The sequence below is a fragment of the Ralstonia sp. 25mfcol4.1 genome (genome assembly GCF_900104095.1).
GTDB lineage: Bacteria > Pseudomonadota > Gammaproteobacteria > Burkholderiales > Burkholderiaceae > Cupriavidus.
This window is the reverse complement of sequence record NZ_FNJO01000010.1, coordinates 156,266-179,042: the sequence shown is the minus strand read 5'-3', so window position 1 is coordinate 179,042 and position 22,777 is coordinate 156,266. Positions and strand designations below refer to the sequence as shown.

Genomic DNA, 22,777 nt, shown 5'->3' with positions numbered 1-22,777 from the left:
CGGTGTCTGGCTTGCGGACAGGACCGCGCGAAGGGCCTCGTGCGCCCCTTACTCGTCTTTGTAAAACTTGCGCGTCAGGCTGCGGCGGCCAAGCGCCAGGCGGCCGGCGGCATGCCAAAACGGCGCGCGAAGGCGCGCGTGAAGGTGGTCTGGTCGGGATAACCAACGCCGGCCGCGATATCGGCCAGCGGCATCGTGCCGGCCATCAGCCATTGCACGGCCTGGTCCAGCCGAAGGCGCGTCTGATAGCCGTGGGGCGTGTCGCCGAAGGCCTCGCAGAACAGCGTATGAAAGCGCCGGGGCCCCCAGCCGATGCGTGCGGCAAGCTGGTCCACCCGCAGGGGCGTGGAAAGATGGGTGCGCAGGTAGCGGTCGATGGCGCCCACCGGAAAGCGTGCCGCATCGGCCTGCCGGTCATCGAGGCCGAGCATGGCGGACAGGCCGCCCGCCAGCGCCGCTGCCTGCTGCCAGGCATGCTGCGGCAGGGCGCCCGACGCCTGCCGTGCGGTGGCCAGCCGGCGCACACGCGTGGCAAACGCGGGATCCATCGCGAACATGCGGGGCGTCGCCATCAGCCGCGCCGGCAGCGCCACGGAGCTGGCGGGAAAGTCGGCCACGAGCTGCAGGTTGTCGGTCAGTCCGCTGCACAGATGATGCATGCCGGCCGGGATGACAAGGCCGTGGGTGCCGTCCACCCGATAGGCGCGGCCGTCGATTTCCAGTTCGGTCTGGCCATCCACGCCAAACAGCAACTGGTGATAGTCGTGCGCGTGGCCGAACGGCCGGTGCGGGTAGCGGCGCGGTTCGACCAGGGGCGAAGTGTGCTCAACGAGCTTCGGCATGACGCGGCTTGCCCTGTGTCTGGCAGAGCCAGACGCCAACCCCGGCGATGGCCATGCCCACCCACTGCACGGGCCCAAGGCGGTCGCCGAACAGCAGCGCGGCCTGCACGGCCGCCAGCGGCGGGGCCAGGAACATCAGCGCGGCGGCATTGGCCGCCTGGCCGCGCCGCACCAGGCCCAGCAACAGCCACGTGCCCAGGCCGGACAGCACCACCGCGGCCCACGCCAGCGATATCCACAGCGTGGGGCCGCCTTGCCAGCGCAACGCGCCGATGCCGCCGGACGCACTCACCACGACGCCGGCCACCAGCATCGCCCCGGCGTTTTGCCAGGCCGAACTGGCGCGGATATCCGCGCGGCGGATCGAGGTTTTCTGGAGCAGGGTTCCCATCGTGATCGAGACAATCGCCAGCACGCCGACCAGCACAATCCACGGGGATACCACGTGCGGCGCGCCGGCCTGCATGGCTGGCAAGACTACCAGACCCACGCCCAGCGCGCCCAGCCCGAGCCCGCGCCAGGTGCGCGCGGTCGGCTGCTCGCCCAGCAGCGGGATGGCCAGCAGGGCGGTCAGCAGCGGCTGCAGGGCGCCCAGCAGTGCCATGATCGATGGGGACAGGCCGTGTGCCACCGCGCCATAGCCGGCGCACAGGTAGATGCCCTGCATCAGCGCGCCGGCCAGCAGATGGCGCGGCACCTGCGACAGCGGCGGCCATGCGGCGCGCCCGGCGCCAGCCACGGCGGCGAACATCAGCGTGGCCAGCGCAAAGCGGGCCAGCAGGAACAGGCTGGTATCGGCCACCGGCACGACGGCCTTGCCGACGATGAAACCGGTGGACCAGATCAGGACAAAGGCCATGGCGGGCAGCCAGGCGGGAACGGGGCGCGACATCTTGGTAGTGGGCAGCTCGCAGGCCCGCGATCGTCATCACCGGCGATCGGGGGCGGATTTCCGGATATTGCCCGGCAGACTAGCGCAGCGCGCCAGGGCTGTCTTGGCAAATCCTGCACTGTTCGCCTGACGCACCATGGTATGGTGGCGGCCCCCGTGCCACTGCCGCCCTCCGCCATGACCGATACCCCGCAGCAACGCCTGATCGACGAGCTTGGCCTGATTCCGCATCCCGAAGGCGGCTATTACCGCGAAACGTTCCGTGACGCGGCCCGTGTGCGGCGCCTGCCCGACGGCGCCGAGCGTTCCGCTTCCACCGCGATCTACTACCTGCTGTGCGATACGGCGTTTTCGGCCTGGCATCGCATCCGTGCCGACGAGGCATGGCATTTCTACGCCGGCGATCCGATCCACGTGCGCTGGCTGACGCCCGACGGCACGCTGGTCACGCATCGGCTGGGCAATCCACTGGCGCAACCCGGCACCGTGTTCCAGGCCGTGGTGCCGGCCGGCTGCTGGTTTGCCGCCGAGCGCGTGCCCGCCACCGAAGGCGCGGCCGGCTATGCGCTGGCCGGCTGCACGGTGGCACCGGGCTTCGAGTTCAGCGAATTCGAACTGGCCGATCCCCTGCGGCTGGCGGCGTCGCACCCGGCGCATGCCGATGTGATCGCCCGGCTGGGCAGCCGGCCCCGCCAATCCTGAAGGGCGCCGTTCCCGGCCACTAGGCGGCAGTCTTCACCTGCGTGCGCAGGTAGTCCACCACGCGCGCCACGCGCGGCGCCAGCGCCCATTCCGAGCGGTGGATCAGCCAGAGCTTGTCGATCACCGGCGCGTGGCAGTCCAGCACCCGGATCTGGTCCTTCTGCACGAAAGCCTGGCGCGCATAGCGCGGAATCACGGTAAAGCCAAAACCGCGCGCCACCGGTTCCAGCATCAGACTCACCTGGTTGCTGAAGCCCCGGCAGGGCAGCGTATGCACGCCCGGATTACCCGGGTAGTGCCGGCTCAGCAGGCGGTTGGCCATGGTCTTGCCGTCCGGATGGTCGACGAAACCGATGCGCTGCAGATCGTCCCAGCCCTGTACCTGTTCGCCCGCCGGATAGACCAGTTCCAGGGGCTCCTCGCTGAACGGCGTCGCGGTCAGCCGGGGATCGTCGGGCTTGAGCGACACCAGCCCCACGTCAAAGCGGTTCTGCAGCACGCTTTCCAGCACCTCGGCATCTGGCGCGAAACGGTGCCGGATGATCAGTCCCGGCGTCTTGCCCTGCAGGTCCAGCAGGCGCGGGTACAGGAACAGGCCGATGCTGCCGGGCGTGATCAGCCCGACCACGCCGGACTCGCCATCGTCGACCAGCCGGGCGCGCAGCCGGTCGTTGGCCAGTTCCATGTCGGCGCAGTATTCCAGCAGCGCGCGGCCGGCCGGCGTCAGTTCCAGCGCGCGCGGGCGGCGGATCAGCAGCGGACCGAGCGAATCTTCCAGATGCCGGATGTGCTGGCTGACGGCGGCCTGGGTCAGGCCGAGTTCGTCGGCCGCGCTGGTAAAGCTGCCGGTTTGCGCCAGCATGGCAAACGAGCGCAGCCATTGGGGGTTAAGCATAATGAACTCTTATGGAAGCGATAACGCGTAGACGGTTTTCATTATAGCGGGCCATGGCTAATATCGCTGCATTGCAACATGCAGAGATCACACATGACTACGCCTGCACTTTTCACTCCGTTCACGCTGAAAGACGTTACGCTCCGCAACCGCATCGCGGTGCCGCCGATGTGCCAGTACAGCGCTATCGATGGCTTCACCAACGACTGGCACCTGTCCCACTACGCCGGCCTGGCCCGTGGCGGCGCCGGCCTGGTGATCGTCGAGGCCACGGCGGTGTCGCCGGAAGGCCGGATCACGCCAGGATGCACGGGTCTGTGGAACGACGAGCAGGCCGTCGGCATGGCGCGCATTGCCGAGGCCATCAAGGCGGGTGGTGCCGTTCCCGGCATCCAGATCGCCCACGCCGGCCGCAAGGCCAGCGCCAACCGTCCGTGGGAAGGCGACGACCATATCCCCGAGGGCGACGACCGTGGCTGGAAGACCCTTTCGCCGTCGGCGAGGCCGTTCGGCGCGAACCTGTCGAAAATGCCCGAAGCGATGACGCACGACGATATCGCCCGCATCCAGGCCGATTTCGTGGCTGCCGCCCGGCGCGCCCGCGACGCCGGCTTCCAGTGGCTGGAATTGCACTTCGCGCACGGCTATCTGGCGCAGAGCTTCTTCTCGGTCCACGGCAACGAGCGTACCGACGAATACGGCAAGGACGCCATCGGCCGTGGCCGCTTCCTGCTGGAAACGCTGGCCGCCGTGCGCGAGGTGTGGCCGCAGAACCTGCCGCTGACCGCCCGTTTCGGCGTGATCGAGTACGACGGCAACGACGAGCAGACGCTCAAGGAATCGATCGAACTGGTGCGCGCCATGCGCGAGGGCGGCCTGGACATGCTGAACGTCAGCGTCGGCTTTTCCACGCCCGATGCCAGGATCCCCTGGGGCCCGGCCTTCCTGGCGCCGATCGCCGAGCGCGTACATCGCGAGGCCGGCCTGCCGGTGGCGTCGTCGTGGGGCATCGACGACCCCGTGGTGGCCAACCGCGTGGTGGAGGAAGGCCAGATGGATCTGGTGATGGTGGGCCGCGCCATGCTGTCGAACCCGCACTGGCCGTACCAGACCGCGATGAAGCTGGGCTTGGAGCGTCCGTCATGGGTGCTGCCCGCGCCGTACGCCCACTGGCTGGAACGCTACCGCGTGCAGTCGGCCTGACCGGCGCGAATGGCGTGCCGGGGCACTGGCCGGTTCAGAACGATCCGACCAGTGTCCCGAGTACGATGACGGCCACCAGCGCCAGCAGCGGCCCGACGATGCCGACCATCACGATGCCGCCGTAGCTTTGCTTGTGCGTGGTGCCGCAGACGGCCAGCAGCGTGACCACCGCGCCGTTGTGCGGCAGCGTGTCGAGCGTACCGGCGCTCATCACCGCCACGCGGTGCAGCACGGCGGGATCGAGGCCGATCTCCAGCGCCTGCGCCAGGTAGGTGCCGCCGAGCGCATCGAGCGCGATGGTCAGGCCGCCCGATGCCGAGCCGGTCAGCGCCGACAGCACGTTGGTGGCCACGGCCAGCGACACCAGCGGGCCGCCTTCGATCGACAACACCCAGTCCCGTACCACCGCAAAGCCCGGCAGCCCGGCCACCACGGCGCCAAAGCCGACCAGGCTGGCCACGCTGAGCACCGGCAGGGCTGCCGCGTGCGCACCGGCGCCCATGGTTTCGCGCAATGCGGTCAGGCGCCGCCAGTTCAGCAGCACCAGGCACAGGATGGCCGCCGCCAGCGCGACGATCACTGACCACACCCCGCCCACGGCCTGCAACGACGTGGCACCCCATTCCGGCAGCGCCAGGTAGTCCGCGTCCAGGCGCGGCAGCACGACCAGGCTCATGGTCAGGTTCACCGCAATCACCACGACCAGCGGCAGCAGCGCCACCAGCGCGCCGGGCGGCTCGGCGCTGCGCTGGCCGTGCCGCGCTTCGGCCGGATCGAACTCATGCGCGGTGCTGGCGCGCTCGCGGATCAGCGGGCGTTCGGCCACCTCGTCGACACCGGCCGATGTCCCGCCGCCGTAGCCTTCGCCCTTGCGGCGCGCCGCACCTTCGCAGCGCGTCAGCCACCACATGCCGAACGCCAGCATCACCAGGCTGGCGATGATGCCCAGCCCCGGCGCCGCGAACGGCGTGGTGCTGAAGAAGGGCATCGGGATCGCGTTCTGGATCGCCGGCGTGCCGGGCAGGGCTGACATCGTAAAGGTGGAAGTGCCCAGCACGATGGCGGCCGGCATCAGACGGTGCGGGATGTCGGCCGCGCGAAACAGCGCATGGGCCATCGGCGCCAGCACGAAGAACGCCACGAACAGGCTGACGCCACCATAGGTGAGCAGGGCGCCGGCCAGCACCACGGCCAGCATCGCGCGGCTGGACCCGAGCGTGCGCGTCATCCAGTCGGCAATCGCGGTCACCGATCCGCTGTCGTCCATCAGCTTGCCGAACAGCGCGCCCAGCAGGAACAGCGGAAAGAACTGGGCGACGAAGCCGGCCGCCGTGCCCATGAAGGTCTGCGTCCAGTTGGCCAGCAACGGGTCGCCCGCCGTGGCGGCCGCCAGCAGCGCGGCGGCCGGGGCGATCAGCAGGATGCTCCAGCCACGGAACGCCATCCAGATCATCGCCGCCAGGGCGATGACGATGCCTAGCAAGCCCATGGCTCAGACCTCCCGCAGCAGTTCGTCGAGATCGAACGAGGACTGGTTGCCCAGCGCATCGCCGTGCATGGCCAGGAACTGCTCGGCCGCCGCGCGGCCTTCGTCGCGCAACATGCACAGGAACGGCCATTCGGCATTCATCTTCGACGACGAACCAAATTCGGCCATGCGCTCGCTGGCAATGCGATGGATGCGCATGTCGGCCCATTGGGCGCCCTCGGCATCGCCGGGGTCGGCCACGCGCTGCAGCACGGCGATCATGCGCAGTTCCTTGAGCAGGGCGGCGTTGAAGGAAATCTCGTTGACCCGGCTCAGGATGTCGCGCGCCGAGCGTGGCACGCCGGCCCGCGCCACCGGGTTGATCTGCACGAGGATGGTGTCGCGCGACTGGCATTCGCGCACCAGCGGCGTGATGGTGGGGTTGCCGGCATAGCCGCCATCCCAGTACGGCACGCCGTCGATCTCCACGGCCTGGAACACCGTGGGCAGGCAGGCCGACGCCAGCAGCACGCTGGCCGTGACTTCGGTGTTCTTGAACACGCGGCCGCGCCCGGTTTCCACATTGGTGGCCGTGACAAACAGATGAATCGGGGCCTGGGCCAGGACATCGAAATCGATGGTGGCCTGCAGCACCTCGGCCAGCGGATTGCTGCCGGTGCGGCTCAGGTCATAGGGCGACCAGATGCGCGCGGCCAGGTCGGCGGCGACGAACAGCGGGGAGTTGTCGAGTGTCCAGCGCCCCAGGATCACGTCGAGCGGGGTGCGGCGGAACGGGCTGAAGCGGGCCGCATCGGACACTCGCTGCCAGAACGCTTCCAGCGCCCGGCGGGCACCCGCCCGGCCATCCAGCGCATGGCCGTAGACCAGCACGGCGGCATTCATCGCCCCGGCCGACGTGCCCGATATCCCATCGATATCGAGCCAGGGTTCTTCCAGCAGGCGATCCAGCACGCCCCAGGTAAAGGCGCCATGGGCGCCGCCGCCCTGCAGCGCCAGGTCGATCAGCAGCGGCTCGCGCGCCGCGGCGGTCTTGCCTTCCTCGTTCATCCGACGCTCCCGAAGGTGACTCACGTGAGGTACAAGCCGCTCTATTATTTGTTGTGCAGTGCAACTTACGCAAGGTCGGCAGCGCGCCTGCGGGCCCCTCTCCCGCAGGCGGGAGAGCGGGGCCGGGATGGCAGCGGAAAACTGCCGTCAGTCACCCGATAATCTCGAACTGGTCGAAATACGCCTCGTTGAGCGTCAGGCCCAGGCCTGGCAGGTGGTCGTCCAGTTGCAGGTAGCCGTTGTCCGGCGCGGGTTCGCCCTGGAAGATGTAGTAGAACAGCTCGTTGCCCACCTCCACGTCGTGGACCGGGAAAAACTCCGACATCGGCGATGCCGTGGACGCCATGGTCAGATGGTAGTTGTGCATCTGGCCGGCGTGGGGAATGACGGGCACCGACCAGGCCTCGGCCATCGCGTTGATCTTCTGTGCGGCGGTGATGCCGCCCACGCGGTTGGTGTCGTACTGGATCACGTCCACCGCGCGCCGTTCCAGCAGGTCCTTGAAGCCGTACGACGTGAATTCGTGCTCGCCGCCCGAGATCGGGAAGGGGCTCATCTTCTTCAGTTCGGCGTAGCCCTCGATGTCGTCGGCGATGACCGGCTCCTCCAGCCAGCGCGGGTTGAATTCGGCCAGGCGCGGGATCATGCGGCGGGCGTATTCGAGCGTCCAGCCCATATAGCACTCGAGCATGATGTCCACGCCATCGCCCACCAGTTCGCGCAGCAGGCGCACCTGTTCCAGGTTCTTCTGCATGCCGGCCGGGCCGTCCTTGGGGCCGTAGCCGAAGCGCATCTTCATCGCCGTGAAGCCCTGATCGAGGTAACGCTGGGCTTCGGCCAGGAAGGCGTCGCGGTCATCGTTGTTATAGAGCTTCGATGCGTAGCACCAGATCTTTTCCTTGGTGCGGCCGCCCAGCAGCTTGAACACGGGCCGGCCGGTGGCCTTGCCCATCAGGTCCCACAGCGCGATGTCCACGGCCGAGATGGCCGCCATGCCGATGCCCTTGCGGCCCCAGGCATGGGTGCGGCGGTACATCTTCTGCCACAGGTATTCATTGTCGAACGGGTCCTGTCCGATCACGATCGGCGCCAGGTACTGGTCGACGATCTGCTTGGCCACGCGCGGGGCCAGCGCGCAGTTGCCGATACCCACGTGGCCGTCGTCGGTTTCCACCTCGACCACGAGCCAGTCGTGGAAGCGGAACGACCCCATGGCGTCGCCGCGGTCGTACAGGATGTCGGTGGCGTTGGTGCAGAAGTGCGCCTGCGGCGGCACCGTCTTGCCTTTCCATTGAAAGACGCGGGCGCGGACGTTGGTGATTTTCATGGTGGAGTCCTGGTGGCGATGGGGGTCAGGCGGCGCGGGCATCCGCCAGCCGGCGGGCGCCCATCTGGCAGGCCAGGTGGAACGCTTGCAGCGTGGCGCCCGGATTGGCCCGGCCCTGCTGCGTGATGTCGAAGGCGGTGCCGTGGGCCGGCGTGGTGATCGGCACGGGCAGCCCGCCCTGTACCGTCACGCCGCGCGAAAAGCCCATCAGCTTGATGCCGATCTGGCCCTGGTCGTGGTACATGGTGACGATGGCATCGAACTGGCGCTGGTCCGGGCCGCCCTGGACCTTCAGGAAGATGGTGTCCGCCGGGAACGGGCCCTGTGCCGCCACGCCGCGCGACTGCGCCTCGGCCACGGCTGGCCCGATCACGTCGATTTCCTCGCGGCCGAACGCGCCGTTGTCGCCGTTGTGCGGGTTCAGGCCGCAGACGGCGATGCGCGGGGTCGCCACGCCGGAGCGGCGCAGCGCATGGTCGATCAGGTCGATGGCGTCGCGCACGCGGGCCGGGGTAATCAGCGCGGGCACCTCCTGGATGGCCACGTGCGAGGTCACGCGCGACGTCCACAGGCCGTCCAGCACATTGAATTCGCAGAACGGGCCGCCGTAGCCCAGCTTCTCGGCAAACCAGTGCAGTTCGTCGTTGTGACCCATGCCAGCGGCGTGCATCGAACTCTTGTTGAGCGGGCCGAACAGGATGGCATCGGCCTGACCCGCCTGGGCCAGCGTAAGCGCCACCTGCAGCGTACCAAGGCAATAGCGGCCGCCAGCGGCGCTGGCCTCGCCGCGCGGGTAGGCCGGCTTGTCGTCCAGGTTCCAGTGATATAGGCGCGGGCCCTGCTCGGTGCCCTGGAAGTCGGGCCGTTCCACTTCGGGCAGCGACAGGCTCACGCCCGCCACCGCCATGCCGCGCCGCCATTCCTCGCGGTCGGCAATCAGCAGGATGCGCGCCTGCGCGGCAACGGGGTCGGCCAGCAGCCGGGCGATCAGTTCGGGGCCGATGCCGGCGGGGTCGCCGAGCACCATGGCAATACGGGGGCGTTGGGGCATGTTTCGGTCCAGTCGGTCCATTCCAGTCGATTCAGTCCAGTTTCACGCCGAGTTCGGCAATCAGCTTGCCGTAGCGCGCATATTCGCTGCGCGAGAAAGCGTCGAACTGGGCGGGGTCCATCGCGCCGGGCACGGCTCCCACGTCGGCCAGGCGGCGGACGGTGTCGGGGTCCTTCATGACCTGGGCCATGGCGGCGCTGATTTTCTGCAGCGTGGCCGGCGGCGTGCCGGCCGTGGCGTAGACGCCGTACCAGGTATTGGCCTGGATGTCGGGCACGCCGGCTTCCTTGAGCGTCGGCACGTTCGGCAGCAGCGCCGAGCGTTTGTCGGACGTCACGGCGAGCGCGCGCAGCTTGCCGGCCTTGATATGGTTGATGACCGACGGCATGGTCTCGAAGCTCATGTCCACCTGGCCGCCCATCAGGTCCACCAGCCCGCTGGCGCTGCTCTTGTACGGAACATGAAGCATCTTGCCGTGGATCTGGTGGACGAAGGCCGCCGCCGCCAGATGCTGCGTGCTGCCGACGCCCGACGAGCTGTAGCGGTACTTGTCCGGGTTGGCCTGGATCTGGGCGACCAGCGTCTTCGCGTCCTGGACCGGCAGCTGGTTGTTCACCACCAGCACGTTCGGCACCTGGGCCACCAGGGCCACGGGCACCAGGTCCTTCAGCGGGTTGAACTGCAGCTTGAGCAGGTGCGGCGCGATGGCCTGCGACGTCGACACACCCATCAGCAGCGTGTTGCCATCGGGCTGGGCCTTGGCGGTGATGTCGGCGGCGATGGTGTTCGATGCGCCGGGACGGTTGTCGACCACCACGGGCTGCTTCAGGATGGCGGACAGCTTGTCTGAAACGATGCGCGCCATGATGTCGGTGCCGCCGCCGGGCGCGGCGCCCACCATCATGCGGATCGGGCGGGCATCGTCGGCCCGGGCGCATGGCGCCGCCATGCCAAACACCGCGATACCGGCCAGGGTGCCGGCCATCCATGTCTTCATGATTGTCTCCGTCGATGGGCAGTCTGCGCTGCGTGACGTCCACTATACGAAAGATGAGTACCCCCCGAAAACTGAGCATTTCTGAAGCGGCGATAAGCGGCGGTGATATCGGGGTTAACGCGGCGTCGGCGCGCCGGCCTGCCGCCGAGCGATCACCGCAGGCGATCAGGGTATCCGCAGGATTCAATAGGCAGGCCAGCGAGCGGCCCGTATATTTGGCGGCACAAGACAACAAAGGAGACAGCATGACCCAGATTCCGGCCCCCATTCCGGCCCCCATTGCGGCCCAGTATCGCGGCGTGTTCCCGGTGGCACCCACCATCTTCGACGCCCAGGGCGGGCTGGACCTGGACGGCCAGCGCCGCTGCATCGATTTCATGATCGATGCCGGTTCGCACGGCATCTGCATCCTGGCGAACTTTTCCGAGCAGTTCGTGCTGACCGACGACGAGCGCCAGCTGCTGATGACCACGGTGCTCGATCACGTGGCCGGCCGCGTGCCGGTGATCGTCACCACCACGCACTTCAGCTCGCGCATCTGTGCCGAGCGCAGTCGCGCCGCGCAGGACGCCGGTGCCGCCATGGTGATGGTCATGCCGCCGTACCACGGCGCCACGATCCGGGTGCCGGAGCGCAGCATCTACGAGTTCTTTGCCACCGTATCGGCGGCCGTCGACATCCCGATCATGATCCAGGATGCGCCGGTCAGCGGCACCACGCTGTCGGCGCCGTTCCTGGCGCGCATGGCCCGCGAACTGGCCAATGTGTCGTACTTCAAGATCGAGGTGCCGCAGGCGGCCGCCAAATTGCGCGAACTGATCGCGCTGGGCGGCGACGCCATCGTGGGGCCCTGGGACGGCGAGGAAGCGATCACGCTGATGGCCGACCTGGAAGCCGGCGCAACCGGTGCCATGACCGGCGCCGGCTACCCGGACGGCATCCGCCAGATCCTCGACGCCTGGCAGGCGGGCGATGCCGACGCGGCGGCCGACCGCTACCAGCAATGGCTGCCGCTGATCAACTACGAAAACCGCCAGGGCTGGCTGGCCACCGCCAAGGTGCTGATGCAGGAAGGCGGCGTGATCCGCTCGGATGCCGTGCGTCATCCGCTGCAGCCGATGCATCCGGCCACGCGCGAGGGCTTGCTGAAGGTGGCGCGACGGCTCGATCCGCTGGTGCTGCGCTGGGGACGCTGAGCCGGCAGGGCGGTGATCAGGCGGCGTGGGCGCGCAGGGTATCGATCAGCAGGCTCATCGACGCCGACACCGGGCGCCCGCGCCGCGTGACGATGCCGTACGGCCCGAGCTTGATCGGCAGGGGCAGCGGCAGCACGGCCAGCGCGCCCAGCTGCGCGTAGTAGGCGGCCACCGATTCGGGCAGCACGGCAATCAGTTCGCTGTCGATCAGCAGCGAGGTGGTCATCAGTACGGCGGCCGTCTCGATGGTCGAAGGGGGCGCCGGCACGCCGGCGTCCTCGAAAGAGCGGTCCAGCAGCGCGCGCATCGGGCTGGGGCGGGGCTGCATGATCCACGGATACCGGGTCAGCTCCGCGAACGCCAGTTCGCCGCGTGTCGCCAGCGGGTGCTGCGGCCCGACCACGATGGCCAGGCCTTCGTCGCCAAGCTGCTCGAAATCCAGCGCGCTGGTGTCCCAGCCCTCGGGCACGCGGCCCAGCACGACGTCGAGCTGGTCGCGCTCCAGTTGCGGCATCAGCACGTCGCTGGTGTCGACCTGCACGGCGATTTCAAGCTGCGGGTGATCGCGATTGAGCTGCCGGATGGCGCTGGCGAGCAGCCCCGGCGTGGGCGCCATCACCGCGCCCACGCGCACGCGGCCGATCTTGCCCGCTTCCAGCGCCACCAGTTCATCGCGCAACCCGGCCATGTCGGCAAACACGAGCTTGGCGTAGCGCGTGGCAGCGCCGCCAAAGCGCGTGGGCCGCAGGCCGCGCGCGTGCCGCTCGAACAGCGACACGCCCAGCAGGTCTTCCATGTCCTGCAGCATCTTGCTGACGGCCGGCTGCGACAATGTCAGCGCCTCGGCCGCCTGGCGCAGTGACCCCCGTTCCTCGATGGCGACCAGCAGGCGCAGGTGCTGCATCTTCAGGCGGTTGTGCAGGGCGGAGACGGACGGAATCATGGGGCGGTTATGGCGAGGTGGCGCAGGGCTGGCGCGTCATTCTAATGCGTCGGCCCCTGCCGCCCCGTCCTCGCTTCACGTCCGGCCAGCCCAGACCGCCGGATGCCGGCCGGCCCAGGGGTGTGCCTGCTCGATCTGGCCGGCCAGGCGGAATAGCGTCGCCTCCTGCCCGAAGCCGGCGCCGAACTGGATGCCGATTGGCAAACCGGCATGCGGCCCCGTTGGCGCGGTGGCCATCGGTACGGACATCGCGGGCAGGCCCGCCACGTTGAAGGCCGGTGTGAACGGCGAGTGCCGGAACACGCGCGCCGTCCATGCCAGCCCGTCCATCTGCTCGGCGCCGGCCGCATAGGTGCCCACGGGCTCGGGCAGGTCTGGCATGGTGGGCGTCATGACGATGTCGGTCCCGGCAAACCAGCCGGCCGTGGCGCGCGTGACGGCGTTGCGAACATCCAGGGCCGCCGCGAATGCCGTGCCCGTGACACGCTGGCCGTAGCGATAGGCCGCCAGCGTGGCCGGTTCCAGCGTATCGGCATCCACGCGCCGGCCGGTCTGCACGGCAACGGCGTCGATCCAGTTCACCAGCGTGGCACACCAGATTTGCGCGTTGGCATGGACGAAGGCGTCCCAGGACACCCCAAGGTCCGGGCGCACCAGCTCGACGTGGTGGCCGAGACCCGCCAGCTTGCGGGCGGCATCGGTGGTGGCATCCGTCACAACTTGTGACACCGCGCCATCGTTCCAGGGCGCCAGCATCAGCCCGATGCGCAGGCGTCCCGGGTCGCGGCCGACCTCGGCGAGGAAAGGCCGCGCGGGGGCCGCGGTGTGATACGGCTCGCCGGCTGCCGTGCCGTGGATGGCATCAAGCAGCGCGGCGCTGTCGCGCACGGTGCGGCTCAGGCCGCCTTGCACGCCAAGCCCGGCGAAGACCTCGTCGAGCGCCGGACCGTTCGAAACCCGGCCGCGCGTGGATTTCAGGCCGAACAGTCCCGTGAACGACGCCGGCACGCGGATCGATCCCGCTGCATCGGTGGCGTGGGCCAGCGGCACGATCCCGGCCGCCACGGCTGCGGCAGCCCCACCGCTGGAGCCGCCCGCGCTGCGCTGCGTATCCCAGGGGTTGCGGGTCTGGCCTTGCTGCACCGATTCCGTGGCCGTGCTGAACGCCATTTCGGGCGTGGCCGTGCGGCCCAGCGTGACCAGCCCGGCGGCGCGCAGCCGCTGCATCAGGTTCGAATCGTCCGGCGCCACCAGACCGGCCGCCAGCCGCGACCCCAGTTCCAGCCGCCTGCCGGCCATGGCGATCGCCAGGTCCTTGATCAGGAAGGGCACGCCGGCAAGCGGACCATCGACCTTAGCCTGACCGGCGTCGGCCAGCGGCCAGTGCTCGACCACCGCGCCGATGGCCGGGTTGACGGCTTCGATGGCCTCGCGTGCCAGTTCGGCCAGTTCTTCGGCCGTGACTTCCTTGCGGGCGACAAGCGCGGCCAGGCCCAGCGCGTCGTGGGTCACGTATTCGGTCAGTGTCATGGTTTCTCCAGTTTGCAGTGGGATGGGTTCGCATCGTAGGGATGGCCGCGCATGCTGATTAGTCCTCGGAAATGGGCGTGATTGGGCCATTGGTGGGACAATCGCCGCTGTTTCCGTTCTGGAGTGGACCGGCATGGCCGCGGATCTCAACGACACGCTGATTTTTGTGCGCGTGGTGCAGGCGGGCAGCTTCACGGCCGGGGCGCGGCTGCTGAAGATGCCGAAGACCACCGTCAGCCGCCGGGTGATGGCGCTGGAAGCGCAACTGGGCGCCCAGTTGCTGCATCGGACCACGCGCCGGCTGGGCCTGACCGAAGCGGGCGGGCTGTACTACGCCCATGCGCGCGACCTGGTGCGTCAGATCGACGACGCCGAGGCGGCGGTCCACCAGTTGCAGGCCGGCCCGCGCGGCTGGCTGCGCGTGACGTTGCCGTATTCGTTCGGTGCGGCGTGGATCGCGCCATTGCTGGCGGATTTTCGGACGGCCTTTCCGGACGTCAGGCTCGAAATCCTGGCTTCGCACGTGCCGCTCGACCTGGTGGCCGATGACATCGACGTGGCGCTGCGCCTGGGTGTGCTGCCCGATTCCGATCTGGTGGCGCGCCGGCTCGGCAGCTTCGCCACGGGCGTCTATGCCAGCCCGGGCTACCTGAAGCGCGCCGGCATGCCGGCGCACCCGTCCGAACTCGAAGGCCATGCCACGCTGGCCCTGCACCAGGCGCGGCGCGAGCGCGGCTATGCGTGGCCGCTGCGCAGGGACGGCGGGCGCGCCCAGTCATTCGCCGTGGACCCGGTCATCGTCGCCAGCGATCCTGCCCTGCTGCACGATGCGCTGTGCGCGGGACAGGGCCTGTCGCTGGCCATGCACCGGAGCATGGCCGCCGATGTCAAGGCGGGGCGGCTGCGGCGCGTGCTGCCTGAATGGATCGGGCCGGCGCAGGATTTCAACGCGGTGTTTCCACGGGGCGCCGTGGCGTCGCCCAAGGTGCGTGCTTTCGTGGATTTCCTGCGCGCGCGGCTGGAGGCGGACTGACACGCCCGGGCTCGGTAAATCTTCCACGCAGGCTTGCAGGTCTACATGGCCCGCAAGCGATTCCCGGCGGAAGCGCGGGCGATTGTGGCCCGACAGCCAGCGGAACAGAACTTGCAGGGTTCCAGGGATCGCGGCAGACGCGCTAAGGAGACCCAGATGACACAGAAGCTGAAAAACCCCTGGTTCCGCCCCGGTGTGCTCAATGAAGGCAGCGACTGGGCCGTCCACGACCAGACCGAGGACTTTGGCGGACCCGATTCGTATCCGCGCCCTTGGGCGCGGGCCCCCCGGCCCGACGCCAGCGTTTACGAGTCATCGCATGTCGACCCGGCCGCCTATGGCATTGCCGACGACGACGGCCTGCGTACCGCACCCGGCCGCGCCCGCTGGCATCGCGCCGCGGACGTGAACTGGCAGGACCGGCACGAGGACGGCGCCTTGCGCCATCGGGCCGGGGCAGGTGGCCGGGTTGCGGGAGTGCCCCGCGAGGCCGAACGCGGCTATGGTGGCGGGTATGGCGGCAGGTATGGCGGCAGGTATGGCGGCGGCTATGCTGGCGGGTATGGCGAGCCCGTGCATCGATCCGAGCCAGTCTGGCCAAAGGGCTACGTCCGTTCCGACGAGCGCATCCGCGACGATGTCTGCTCGCGCCTGGCGCATGACGGCCACGTCGATTTGCACGAGGTTGAGGTCGACGTCGAGGGCGGCGTGGTGACCTTGCGCGGGGCAGCCCATGACCGGGGTGAGAAGCATCGCATCGAGGACATCGTCGAACACGTCATGGGCGTGAAGGACGTGCACAACGAACTGCGCATTCGTTGAAGTCGGTGATCCCACCCAGGGCCCGGTGATGTCCGGGCCTTTCCCGACACTCTGTTTTCCTCATCGACGGCCCCGCGTTCTGTGCGGATACCGGTCATCAGCCTTTCTGGCCTGAAAGGTTGATGCTGCATCGCAAAATCCCCGTTTTCGCCTGAAAGACACCAGCCCTCGCGCTATCGGCCGAGGGTCATGTTGCGCTGCGCCGCAACATCGAATTGTTGCGTCAAGAAGAATAAATCAGCCCATTCATTGCCTTGACATTGCTCGATCCAAAGTCTTACGCTCCCGGCCACGACTAAAAGACGTTCGCATGTAGAACGCGGGTTCGACATGCGGTCATTTCGACTCTCAGGAGACAAGCCTTGAACAAGGTTGCCGGGTTCTTTACGGAACTGATGCGCCGGTATCTGCCGGACCCCTTTGTGTTCGCCATCGGACTGACGCTGCTCAGCATGGTCATGGCGATGCTGGTGGAAGGGCAGGGCGCAAGCGCCATCATCACCAACTGGGGCAAGGGTTTCTGGAACCTGCTCTCGTTCACCACGCAGATGGCCGTGATCCTGGCCATGGGCTACGTGCTGGCCACCGCGCCGCTGGTGGACCGCTTCCTGAACGGCATCGTGGCGCGCGTGGCCACGCCGCGCGGCGCCATCATCGTCGCCACCCTGGTGGGCGGCATCGGCAGCTACCTGAACTGGGGCTTCGGCCTGGTGATCGGCGGCATCATCGCGCGCAAGCTGGCCATTAAGGTCAAGGGCGTGCATTACCCGCTGATCATCGCCTCGGCCTATAGCGGCTTCACGATGTACGGGCTGGGCCTGTCGGCCAGTATCCCGGTGCTGATCTCCACGCCGGGACACCCGATGGAAAAGCTGATGGGCGTCATCGCGCTCAAGGACACCATTTTCTCGGTGCCGATGCTGCTGACCAGCCTGGCCGTGATCGTCACGCTGCCGCTGCTCAACGCGATGCTGCATCCGCGCGATGCCAGGGACGTGGTCGAGATCAAGGAAGAACCGGAGGCGAAGGAATCGGCTGCCGGCGGCCATAGCATGGGCATCGAGAACACGCTGGCCGCGCGCATGAACAACAGCCGACTGCTGAGCCTGCTGATCGGGCTGTGCGGCATGGCCTATGCGGTGCTTTACTTCGTGCAGGGCGGTACGCTGGACCTGAACCTGATCAACTTCCTGATCCTGTTCATCGGCGTGCTGCTGCTGGGTACGCCGGCCAACTACGTGGCCAAGCTCAACGAAGGCATCAAGACGATTTCGGGCATCATCCTGCAATATCCGTTCTACGCGGGCATCATGGCGGTGATGGCGGGCTCGGGGCTGGTGGATACCATCTCGCGCGTGTTCGTCGATATCGCCACGCCGCAGACCCTGCCGTTCTGGGGGCTGGTCAGCAGCTTCGTGATCAACTTCTTTGCCCCGTCGGGTGGCGGCCACTGGGTGATCCAGGGGCCGTTCATGATCGATGCGGCCAAGGCCATCGGCAGCTCGGTGGCACAGACGTCGATGTCGGTGATGCTGGGCAACGCGTGGAACGATCTGGTGCAGCCGTTCTGGATCCTGCCGGCGCTGGCGCTCTCGAAGCTCAAGCTCAAGGACGTGATGGGCTACACCGTGATCATGATGTTCTGGGTCGGTGCCATCTACATCGTGGCGCTGCTGGCCTGGGGCATGGCCACCCACTGAAGTCTTTCCGCCGCAGTACAGCGGAGTACAACGCAGTACAACCTGGAGACCTCGCATGCCGTACCTGATCGAAACCTTCGACAAGCCGAATCACCAGCACGTGCGCCAGGCCAACCGGCCCACGCACCTGGATTACCTGGAAGCCAACAAGCAGCTGCTGCTGGCTTGCGGCGCGAAGCTCAACGACGACGGTAGCGATGGCGGCGGCGGGATCTATATCCTCGACGTCGATTCGCGCGAGGCCGCCCAGGCCTTTATCGAGGCCGATCCGTTCCACCAGGCCGACCTGTTTGCCGAGGTCAAGATCGTGCGCTGGCGCAAGGCGTACCTGGACGGCGTCCGCCATATCTGAGCCGATATCTGAGCAGTCCTCATGAAACGATGGAAGCAACGACCCGAAGGCGCCAACTGGGGCGACTTCGGCGATGACGACCAGCTTGGCCGCCTGAACCTGATCACGGCGGACTGCGTGCGGGCCGCCGCCCAGGAAATCCGCAGCGGACGTACCTTCTGCCTGTCGCTGCCGCTGGACCTCCCGGGCGGCAACGTGCTGAACCCGCGCCGGCATCCGCCGGTGCTGCGGCCCACGTTCCGCGACGACGTCGCGTACGTCAACTTCCCGCTGGCCAAGGTAGATCCGCGCGCGCTGGACGTGCTCAGCGACGACCAGGTGCTGCTGTCGATGCAGTACTCCACGCAATGGGATTCGCTGGCGCACGTGGGCGCGTTGTTCGATGCCGACGGCGACGGCGTGGCCGAGCGCGTGTACTACAACGGGTTCCGGCCCAATACCGATATCGTCGGCCCGGTGGACTACGCCGAAGCCGACCACTTCACGGCGCACGCCTGCGGCCACGATCATAGCCACGCCGCGGCGCTGGGCATCGAGACCTTCGCCACCCACGGCATCCAGGCGCGTGGCGTGCTGGTCGACCTGGCGCACCACTACGGCCGCGAATGCCGCACGGTGGGCTACGACGACCTGATGCGCGTGATCGATGCCGACCGCGTGGAGGTAGGCAGCGGCGACATCCTGGTGCTGCGCACCGGGTTTGCCGAGATGCTCGTGGAAATGGCGGGCCAGCCGGACGCCGCGCTGCTGCACAACAGCTGTTGCGCGCTGGACGGGCGGGACGACCGCCTGCTGCAGTGGATTACGGACACCGGCATCGCCGCGATTGCCGCCGACAACTACGCGGTGGAACGCTATCCGGCGCGGCCGGTGCCCGACAGCGCCGGCCCGGTGCCGATGCTGCCGCTGCATCACCACTGCCTGTTCAAGCTGGGTTTGCCGCTGGGCGAACTCTGGCACCTGCGCGAGCTGGCGGCGTACCTGCGGGCCGAAGGCCGCCACCGGTTTTTCCTGTCGGCGCCGCCTTTGCGGCTGCCCGGTGCGATGGGCTCGCCTGTGACGCCGGTTGCCACCGTCTGATTCCGCCACGTGGATATCACCCCATTAACCAAGAAGGAGCCGCCATGCTGTTCATGGTCGAAATGACTGTCCGTATTCCCCATTCGCTCGATCCGCAGGTGGCGGACAAGATCAAGGCCGAGGAAAAGGCCTACTCGCAGCAACTGCAGCGCGACGGCAAGTGGCGTCACCTGTGGCGCGTGGCCGGCCAGTACGCCAACGTGAGCATCTTCGACGTCAAGGACGCCGACGAGCTGCACACGATCCTGACGGCGCTGCCGCTGTATCCGTACATGGAAATGAAGGTCACCGCGCTGGCGCAGCACGGTTCGGCCATTGCCCAGAACTGAGCGGAGCCCGATCATGCCGTTTGCCGAACTGTCTGCCCCTTCCAGCGTCAGGATCCACTACCAGCTCGATGGCGATGCCAGCCTGCCGGTGCTGGTGCTTTCCAACTCGCTGGGCACCAACTTCGACATGTGGCAGCCGCAGATGGCTGAGCTGACGAAGCATTTCCGCGTGCTGCGCTACGACACGCGCGGCCATGGCCAGTCGGCCGTGACCGAAGGCCCGTACCGCATCGCCCAGCTGGGCGGCGACGTGATCGCGCTGCTCGATCACCTGGGCCTGCAGCGCGTGCATTTCTGCGGCCTGTCGATGGGGGGCATCACTGGCATGTGGCTGGCGCTGCACCACGCCGACCGCCTGCATAAGCTGGTGCTCTGCAATACGGCAGCCTATATCGGCCCGCCCGAGAACTGGACCAACCGCGCCGCCGCCGTGGAGCGCGATGGCGTGGCGTCGATCGCCGCCGCCGTGGTCGACAAATGGCTGACGCCCGATTTCGCCGCGCAGCAGCCGGCACTGGTCCAGCATCTGCGCGCCATGCTTGGTGCGATCGATGCGCGTGGCTACGCCGCCAACTGCCTGGCCGTGCGCGACTCAGACCTGCGTAACGAAATTGGCCGCATCACCACGCCCACGCTGGTCATTGCAGGCTCGGGCGATATCCCGACGCCTCCCGCCGATGGCCGCTATCTGGCCGACACCATCCCGGGCGCGCAGTACGTCGAACTGTACGCCGCGCACCTTTCCAACCTGCAGCAGGCGGACGCGTTCAGCCAGGCGGTGGTGAAGTTTCTTGCCGGCTGACAATCGCAAGCCCGCCATTCGGTTGTAGCATCGCCGCCTGACACAGCTTGCGGGCGCGGGAATGGCGAGTAGATCGAAAGGGTGGCGTATTGCAATGGCGGTGCTGGGCAGCGTGCTGCTTGGCGATGCCCTGATGCTGGCGCTGCGGGGCGTGATGAATGTTGGTGTGGTCGTGCCCGGCGTGCTCGGACTGGGCGCGCTTGCCCTGGCGGTGCGCTGGCACACGGTGGCGCGCTGGCGCCGAACGTATCCCGGCGTGGCGTGGCTGTGGCGCACCGGCTGGGCGATCCTGATCGTCTGGCTGCTGAGCGTCGCCGTTTTCTTCCGCTTCCTGAGCCAGGGCGGCCACGCGCCGGCCACGCTCACCGCGCCCGACGCCGCCACGCAGCCGCCGGCGGCCATCCTCGTACTGGGTTCCGGATCGCCCCACTGCGCGGTATCCCCCACGCTGAAATCCCGCCTCGACGCGGCGCTGGCATTGGCTCGCCAGTGGCCGGCGGTGCCGGTCGTGGTGACGGGTGGCCGTGATTTCGGGGGGCTCGACTGCACCGAAGCCGGCTTGATGGCCGACTATCTGGTGAGCCAGGGCCTGCCGCCGCAGCGCGTCCTGCGCGAGGACCGTAGCACCAGCACCGAAGAGAACATGCGCTTCTCACGCCGGGTGCTGGAACAGCACGGCATCGGCGCCGCCGCGCCGCTGGCGATGGTGACCAGCGACTTTCACCTGCTGCGCGCCGAGCGCATCGCGCGCAAGGCGGGGTTCGGCGCGGTGTCGGGCGTGGCCGCGCCAACGCCGCTGTACGTGCGCTATAACGCCTGGCTGCGCGAATACTTCGCCTATATCAGCGGCTGGGCGCTGGGCGAGTACTGATCGAGACCGGGATGCCGAAATGGTCCGCGCGGGCCATCGGCCAGTACTTTTCCCACAGGCTGAAACGCAGGTTGCCGTTGATCAGGTCGCCCGGCTGCAGGAAGTCGAACAGCTCGGACATCGGCTTGACCTCGCTGGGCGACAGGCGCCGCACGATATGGTGCGGGGTGAGTTCGCTGGGCGAATGCAGCCCGGCTGCCTGCAGCAGTTCCTGCAGCGCATGCACCGTATGACGATGAAAATTGGCCACGCGCTCGGCCTTGTCCGGCACCACGATGGCGCGCTGGCGGACCGGGTCCTGCGTGGCCACGCCCACCGGGCAGCGGTCGGTGTGGCACTTCTGCGCCTGCACGCAACCCAGCGCGAACATGAAGCCGCGGGCGGCATTGCACCAGTCGGCACCCATCGCCAGCGTGCGGGCAATATCAAACGCGCTGATCAGCTTGCCGCTGGCGCCGACGCGAATCCTGTCGCGCAGGTTGGCGCCGACCAGCGTGTTGTGAACCAGCAGCAGCCCTTCCTGCAGCGGCACGCCGATATGGTCGACAAATTCCAGCGGGGCCGCACCGGTGCCGCCTTCTGCGCCATCGACCACGATGAAATCCGGCAGGATGCCCGATGCCAGCATCGCCTTGACCACGCCAAAGAAATCCCACGGATGGCCGATGCACAGCTTGAAGCCGGTGGGCTTGCCGCCTGAGAGGTTACGTAGCCGATCGACGAATTGCAGCAGTTCCAGCGGCGTGGAGAATTCGCTATGGGCGGCGGGCGACACGCAATCGACCCCCATTGGCACGCCGCGCGTGGCCGCGATTTCCGGCGTGATCTTGGCCGCCGGCAGCACCCCGCCATGGCCCGGCTTGGCGCCCTGCGACAACTTGATCTCGATCATCTTGACCTGCGGGTCGGCCGCCTGCCTGGCGAACAGTTCGGGGTCGAAGCTGCCATCGGCGCGGCGGCAGCCGAAGTAGCCGGAGCCCAGTTCCCAGATCAGGTCGCCGCCTTCGGCGCGGTGATACGGCGAAATCGAGCCCTCGCCGGTGTCGTGGGCGAACCCGCCGATCTTTGCGCCGCGGTTGAGGGCGCGGATGGCGTTGGCCGACAGCGCGCCGAAGCTCATCGCAGAAACGTTAAAGACCGAGATGTCGTAGGGTTGGGCACGGCCGGCCCCCACCGTGATACGGAAATCGGCCGACGGGATTTTGGTTGGGGCCAGCGAGTGGCTGATCCATTCGTAGCCTGGGCGCTTGACGTCCGATTCGGTGCCGAACGGACGGCTATCCACCTCGTTCTTGGCGCGCTGGTACACCAGACTGCGCTGGGCGCGCGAGAAGGGCGCCTCGGACGTATCGTCCTCGATGAAATACTGGCGGATCTCCGGCCGGATGAATTCCAGGAAAAAGCGCGCGTGACCCCAGATCGGGTAGTTGCGCAGGATGGCGTGCCGGCGCTGGAGCAGGTCGTGGACGCCTACCAGGCACAACGCCAGCGGCAGCGCCACCCACCACCACGACAGGGCACGCGTGGCCGCCAGGGCGGCCAGGACGATCAGGCCGCAGGCCGACAGGGCCACGGCGCCATAACGACGCTCGAACATGTGAGGGACTCTTCCGTTTAGGCGACCCCAGATGATCGCGCGTACGGGGCGGCAAGTGAAGTATCGGCACTGGAAAC

The 22,777-nt window shown here is 67.8% G+C and carries 22 protein-coding genes; 11 read left to right on the top strand and 11 right to left on the bottom strand.

The window, feature by feature from the left end; all coding sequences use genetic code 11:
• Window positions 1-74 precede the first annotated feature (74 nt).
• Window positions 75-842, bottom strand: a complete 768-nt coding sequence (locus tag BLQ58_RS18675) for a helix-turn-helix transcriptional regulator (RefSeq protein WP_092600992.1) — start codon at window positions 840-842, stop codon at window positions 75-77.
• Window positions 826-1,734 carry a DMT family transporter gene (locus BLQ58_RS18670; protein ID WP_092600990.1) on the bottom strand — a complete coding sequence of 303 codons (909 nt, stop codon included), beginning with the start codon at window positions 1,732-1,734 and terminating at the stop codon, window positions 826-828. Before BLQ58_RS18670 ends, BLQ58_RS18675 begins: the two co-directional genes overlap by 17 nt.
• A gap of 177 nt (window positions 1,735-1,911) precedes the next feature.
• On the opposite strand from BLQ58_RS18670, the gene BLQ58_RS18665 reads away from it, so the two are divergent.
• Complete coding sequence (locus tag BLQ58_RS18665; protein WP_092601171.1) at window positions 1,912-2,436, top strand: cupin domain-containing protein; 525 nt, start codon at window positions 1,912-1,914, stop codon at window positions 2,434-2,436.
• A 19-nt stretch (window positions 2,437-2,455) separates the two neighbouring features.
• Here the strand turns inward: BLQ58_RS18665 and BLQ58_RS18660 are convergent, their stop codons facing one another.
• Window positions 2,456-3,331, bottom strand: coding sequence for a LysR family transcriptional regulator (locus tag BLQ58_RS18660; protein ID WP_092600988.1), 876 nt, complete (start codon window positions 3,329-3,331; stop codon window positions 2,456-2,458).
• 93 nt (window positions 3,332-3,424) lie between these two features.
• Here BLQ58_RS18660 and BLQ58_RS18655 point away from each other — a divergent pair, with 93 nt between their 5' ends.
• A complete protein-coding gene (locus BLQ58_RS18655) occupies window positions 3,425-4,534 on the top strand; it encodes an NADH:flavin oxidoreductase/NADH oxidase (RefSeq protein ID WP_092600986.1) in 1,110 nt (369 codons plus the stop codon).
• 34 nt (window positions 4,535-4,568) lie between these two features.
• Here BLQ58_RS18655 and BLQ58_RS18650 read toward each other — a convergent pair whose 3' ends face one another.
• The 5 genes from BLQ58_RS18650 to BLQ58_RS18630 all read right to left on the bottom strand — a co-directional run bounded on the left by BLQ58_RS18650 (window position 4,569) and on the right by BLQ58_RS18630 (window position 10,445).
• Window positions 4,569-6,023 carry a GntP family permease gene (locus tag BLQ58_RS18650; protein ID WP_092600984.1) on the bottom strand — a complete coding sequence of 485 codons (1,455 nt, stop codon included), beginning with the start codon at window positions 6,021-6,023 and terminating at the stop codon, window positions 4,569-4,571.
• Between the two features lie 3 nt (window positions 6,024-6,026).
• The gene (locus BLQ58_RS18645; protein WP_092600982.1) at window positions 6,027-7,070 is read right to left on the bottom strand and encodes a patatin-like phospholipase family protein; all 1,044 of its coding nucleotides are present in this window, start codon (window positions 7,068-7,070) and stop codon (window positions 6,027-6,029) included.
• 151 nt (window positions 7,071-7,221) lie between these two features.
• Window positions 7,222-8,397, bottom strand: a complete 1,176-nt coding sequence (locus BLQ58_RS18640; protein WP_092600980.1) for an L-rhamnonate dehydratase — start codon at window positions 8,395-8,397, stop codon at window positions 7,222-7,224.
• A gap of 25 nt (window positions 8,398-8,422) precedes the next feature.
• Entirely contained in the window at window positions 8,423-9,448 is a 1,026-nt protein-coding gene (locus BLQ58_RS18635) for a 4-hydroxythreonine-4-phosphate dehydrogenase PdxA (RefSeq protein WP_092601169.1), read from the bottom strand.
• A 31-nt stretch (window positions 9,449-9,479) separates the two neighbouring features.
• Entirely contained in the window at window positions 9,480-10,445 is a 966-nt protein-coding gene (locus BLQ58_RS18630) for a Bug family tripartite tricarboxylate transporter substrate binding protein (RefSeq protein ID WP_092600978.1), read from the bottom strand.
• A gap of 245 nt (window positions 10,446-10,690) precedes the next feature.
• On the opposite strand from BLQ58_RS18630, the gene BLQ58_RS18625 reads away from it, so the two are divergent.
• Window positions 10,691-11,641: a dihydrodipicolinate synthase family protein gene (locus BLQ58_RS18625; protein ID WP_092600976.1), complete on the top strand. Its 951-nt coding sequence runs from the start codon at window positions 10,691-10,693 to the stop codon at window positions 11,639-11,641.
• A gap of 16 nt (window positions 11,642-11,657) precedes the next feature.
• On the opposite strand, the gene BLQ58_RS18620 is transcribed toward BLQ58_RS18625, so the two are convergent.
• Entirely contained in the window at window positions 11,658-12,584 is a 927-nt protein-coding gene (locus BLQ58_RS18620) for a LysR family transcriptional regulator (protein WP_092600974.1), read from the bottom strand.
• Between the two features lie 75 nt (window positions 12,585-12,659).
• On the bottom strand, window positions 12,660-14,114 hold the full coding sequence (locus BLQ58_RS18615) for an amidase (RefSeq protein ID WP_092600972.1): 1,455 nt from the start codon (window positions 14,112-14,114) through the stop codon (window positions 12,660-12,662).
• A 133-nt stretch (window positions 14,115-14,247) separates the two neighbouring features.
• Between BLQ58_RS18615 and BLQ58_RS18610 the strand changes: the two genes are divergently transcribed.
• The 8 genes from BLQ58_RS18610 to BLQ58_RS18575 all read left to right on the top strand — a co-directional run bounded on the left by BLQ58_RS18610 (window position 14,248) and on the right by BLQ58_RS18575 (window position 21,103).
• Window positions 14,248-15,147 (top strand): LysR family transcriptional regulator, encoded by a 900-nt coding sequence (locus tag BLQ58_RS18610; RefSeq protein ID WP_092600970.1) that lies wholly within the window; start codon window positions 14,248-14,250, stop codon window positions 15,145-15,147.
• A gap of 156 nt (window positions 15,148-15,303) precedes the next feature.
• The gene (locus tag BLQ58_RS18605; RefSeq protein ID WP_175459949.1) at window positions 15,304-15,969 is read left to right on the top strand and encodes a BON domain-containing protein; all 666 of its coding nucleotides are present in this window, start codon (window positions 15,304-15,306) and stop codon (window positions 15,967-15,969) included.
• A 362-nt stretch (window positions 15,970-16,331) separates the two neighbouring features.
• On the top strand, window positions 16,332-17,669 hold the full coding sequence (locus BLQ58_RS18600; protein WP_092600966.1) for a short-chain fatty acid transporter: 1,338 nt from the start codon (window positions 16,332-16,334) through the stop codon (window positions 17,667-17,669).
• 55 nt (window positions 17,670-17,724) lie between these two features.
• Window positions 17,725-18,021: a YciI family protein gene (locus BLQ58_RS18595; protein ID WP_092600964.1), complete on the top strand. Its 297-nt coding sequence runs from the start codon at window positions 17,725-17,727 to the stop codon at window positions 18,019-18,021.
• A gap of 21 nt (window positions 18,022-18,042) precedes the next feature.
• On the top strand, window positions 18,043-19,101 hold the full coding sequence (locus BLQ58_RS18590) for a cyclase family protein (protein ID WP_092600962.1): 1,059 nt from the start codon (window positions 18,043-18,045) through the stop codon (window positions 19,099-19,101).
• 44 nt (window positions 19,102-19,145) lie between these two features.
• The gene (gene catC, locus BLQ58_RS18585; protein WP_092600960.1) at window positions 19,146-19,430 is read left to right on the top strand and encodes a muconolactone Delta-isomerase; all 285 of its coding nucleotides are present in this window, start codon (window positions 19,146-19,148) and stop codon (window positions 19,428-19,430) included.
• Between the two features lie 13 nt (window positions 19,431-19,443).
• Window positions 19,444-20,232 carry a 3-oxoadipate enol-lactonase gene (gene pcaD / locus BLQ58_RS18580; RefSeq protein ID WP_092600958.1) on the top strand — a complete coding sequence of 263 codons (789 nt, stop codon included), beginning with the start codon at window positions 19,444-19,446 and terminating at the stop codon, window positions 20,230-20,232.
• Between the two features lie 94 nt (window positions 20,233-20,326).
• The gene (locus tag BLQ58_RS18575; protein ID WP_092600956.1) at window positions 20,327-21,103 is read left to right on the top strand and encodes a YdcF family protein; all 777 of its coding nucleotides are present in this window, start codon (window positions 20,327-20,329) and stop codon (window positions 21,101-21,103) included.
• On the opposite strand, the gene BLQ58_RS18570 is transcribed toward BLQ58_RS18575, so the two are convergent.
• The gene (locus BLQ58_RS18570; protein ID WP_092600954.1) at window positions 21,075-22,700 is read right to left on the bottom strand and encodes an FMN-binding glutamate synthase family protein; all 1,626 of its coding nucleotides are present in this window, start codon (window positions 22,698-22,700) and stop codon (window positions 21,075-21,077) included. The genes BLQ58_RS18575 and BLQ58_RS18570 overlap by 29 nt on opposite strands.
• Window positions 22,701-22,777: the final 77 nt, after the last annotated feature.

What these genes read in the sequence shown, in the direction of transcription:
- BLQ58_RS18675 (WP_092600992.1), bottom strand. Translation starts at nt 842, where the DNA reads ATGCCGAAGCTCGTTGAGCACACTTCGCCCCTGGTCGAACCGCGCCGC.
- BLQ58_RS18670 (WP_092600990.1), bottom strand. Translation starts at nt 1,734, where the DNA reads ATGTCGCGCCCCGTTCCCGCCTGGCTGCCCGCCATGGCCTTTGTCCTG.
- BLQ58_RS18665 (WP_092601171.1), top strand. Translation starts at nt 1,912, where the DNA reads ATGACCGATACCCCGCAGCAACGCCTGATCGACGAGCTTGGCCTGATT.
- BLQ58_RS18660 (WP_092600988.1), bottom strand. Translation starts at nt 3,331, where the DNA reads ATGCTTAACCCCCAATGGCTGCGCTCGTTTGCCATGCTGGCGCAAACC.
- BLQ58_RS18655 (WP_092600986.1), top strand. Translation starts at nt 3,425, where the DNA reads ATGACTACGCCTGCACTTTTCACTCCGTTCACGCTGAAAGACGTTACG.
- BLQ58_RS18650 (WP_092600984.1), bottom strand. Translation starts at nt 6,023, where the DNA reads ATGGGCTTGCTAGGCATCGTCATCGCCCTGGCGGCGATGATCTGGATG.
- BLQ58_RS18645 (WP_092600982.1), bottom strand. Translation starts at nt 7,070, where the DNA reads ATGAACGAGGAAGGCAAGACCGCCGCGGCGCGCGAGCCGCTGCTGATC.
- BLQ58_RS18640 (WP_092600980.1), bottom strand. Translation starts at nt 8,397, where the DNA reads ATGAAAATCACCAACGTCCGCGCCCGCGTCTTTCAATGGAAAGGCAAG.
- BLQ58_RS18635 (WP_092601169.1), bottom strand. Translation starts at nt 9,448, where the DNA reads ATGCCCCAACGCCCCCGTATTGCCATGGTGCTCGGCGACCCCGCCGGC.
- BLQ58_RS18630 (WP_092600978.1), bottom strand. Translation starts at nt 10,445, where the DNA reads ATGAAGACATGGATGGCCGGCACCCTGGCCGGTATCGCGGTGTTTGGC.
- BLQ58_RS18625 (WP_092600976.1), top strand. Translation starts at nt 10,691, where the DNA reads ATGACCCAGATTCCGGCCCCCATTCCGGCCCCCATTGCGGCCCAGTAT.
- BLQ58_RS18620 (WP_092600974.1), bottom strand. Translation starts at nt 12,584, where the DNA reads ATGATTCCGTCCGTCTCCGCCCTGCACAACCGCCTGAAGATGCAGCAC.
- BLQ58_RS18615 (WP_092600972.1), bottom strand. Translation starts at nt 14,114, where the DNA reads ATGACACTGACCGAATACGTGACCCACGACGCGCTGGGCCTGGCCGCG.
- BLQ58_RS18610 (WP_092600970.1), top strand. Translation starts at nt 14,248, where the DNA reads ATGGCCGCGGATCTCAACGACACGCTGATTTTTGTGCGCGTGGTGCAG.
- BLQ58_RS18605 (WP_175459949.1), top strand. Translation starts at nt 15,304, where the DNA reads ATGACACAGAAGCTGAAAAACCCCTGGTTCCGCCCCGGTGTGCTCAAT.
- BLQ58_RS18595 (WP_092600964.1), top strand. Translation starts at nt 17,725, where the DNA reads ATGCCGTACCTGATCGAAACCTTCGACAAGCCGAATCACCAGCACGTG.
- BLQ58_RS18590 (WP_092600962.1), top strand. Translation starts at nt 18,043, where the DNA reads ATGAAACGATGGAAGCAACGACCCGAAGGCGCCAACTGGGGCGACTTC.
- catC (WP_092600960.1), top strand. Translation starts at nt 19,146, where the DNA reads ATGCTGTTCATGGTCGAAATGACTGTCCGTATTCCCCATTCGCTCGAT.
- pcaD (WP_092600958.1), top strand. Translation starts at nt 19,444, where the DNA reads ATGCCGTTTGCCGAACTGTCTGCCCCTTCCAGCGTCAGGATCCACTAC.
- BLQ58_RS18575 (WP_092600956.1), top strand. Translation starts at nt 20,327, where the DNA reads ATGGCGGTGCTGGGCAGCGTGCTGCTTGGCGATGCCCTGATGCTGGCG.
- BLQ58_RS18570 (WP_092600954.1), bottom strand. Translation starts at nt 22,700, where the DNA reads ATGTTCGAGCGTCGTTATGGCGCCGTGGCCCTGTCGGCCTGCGGCCTG.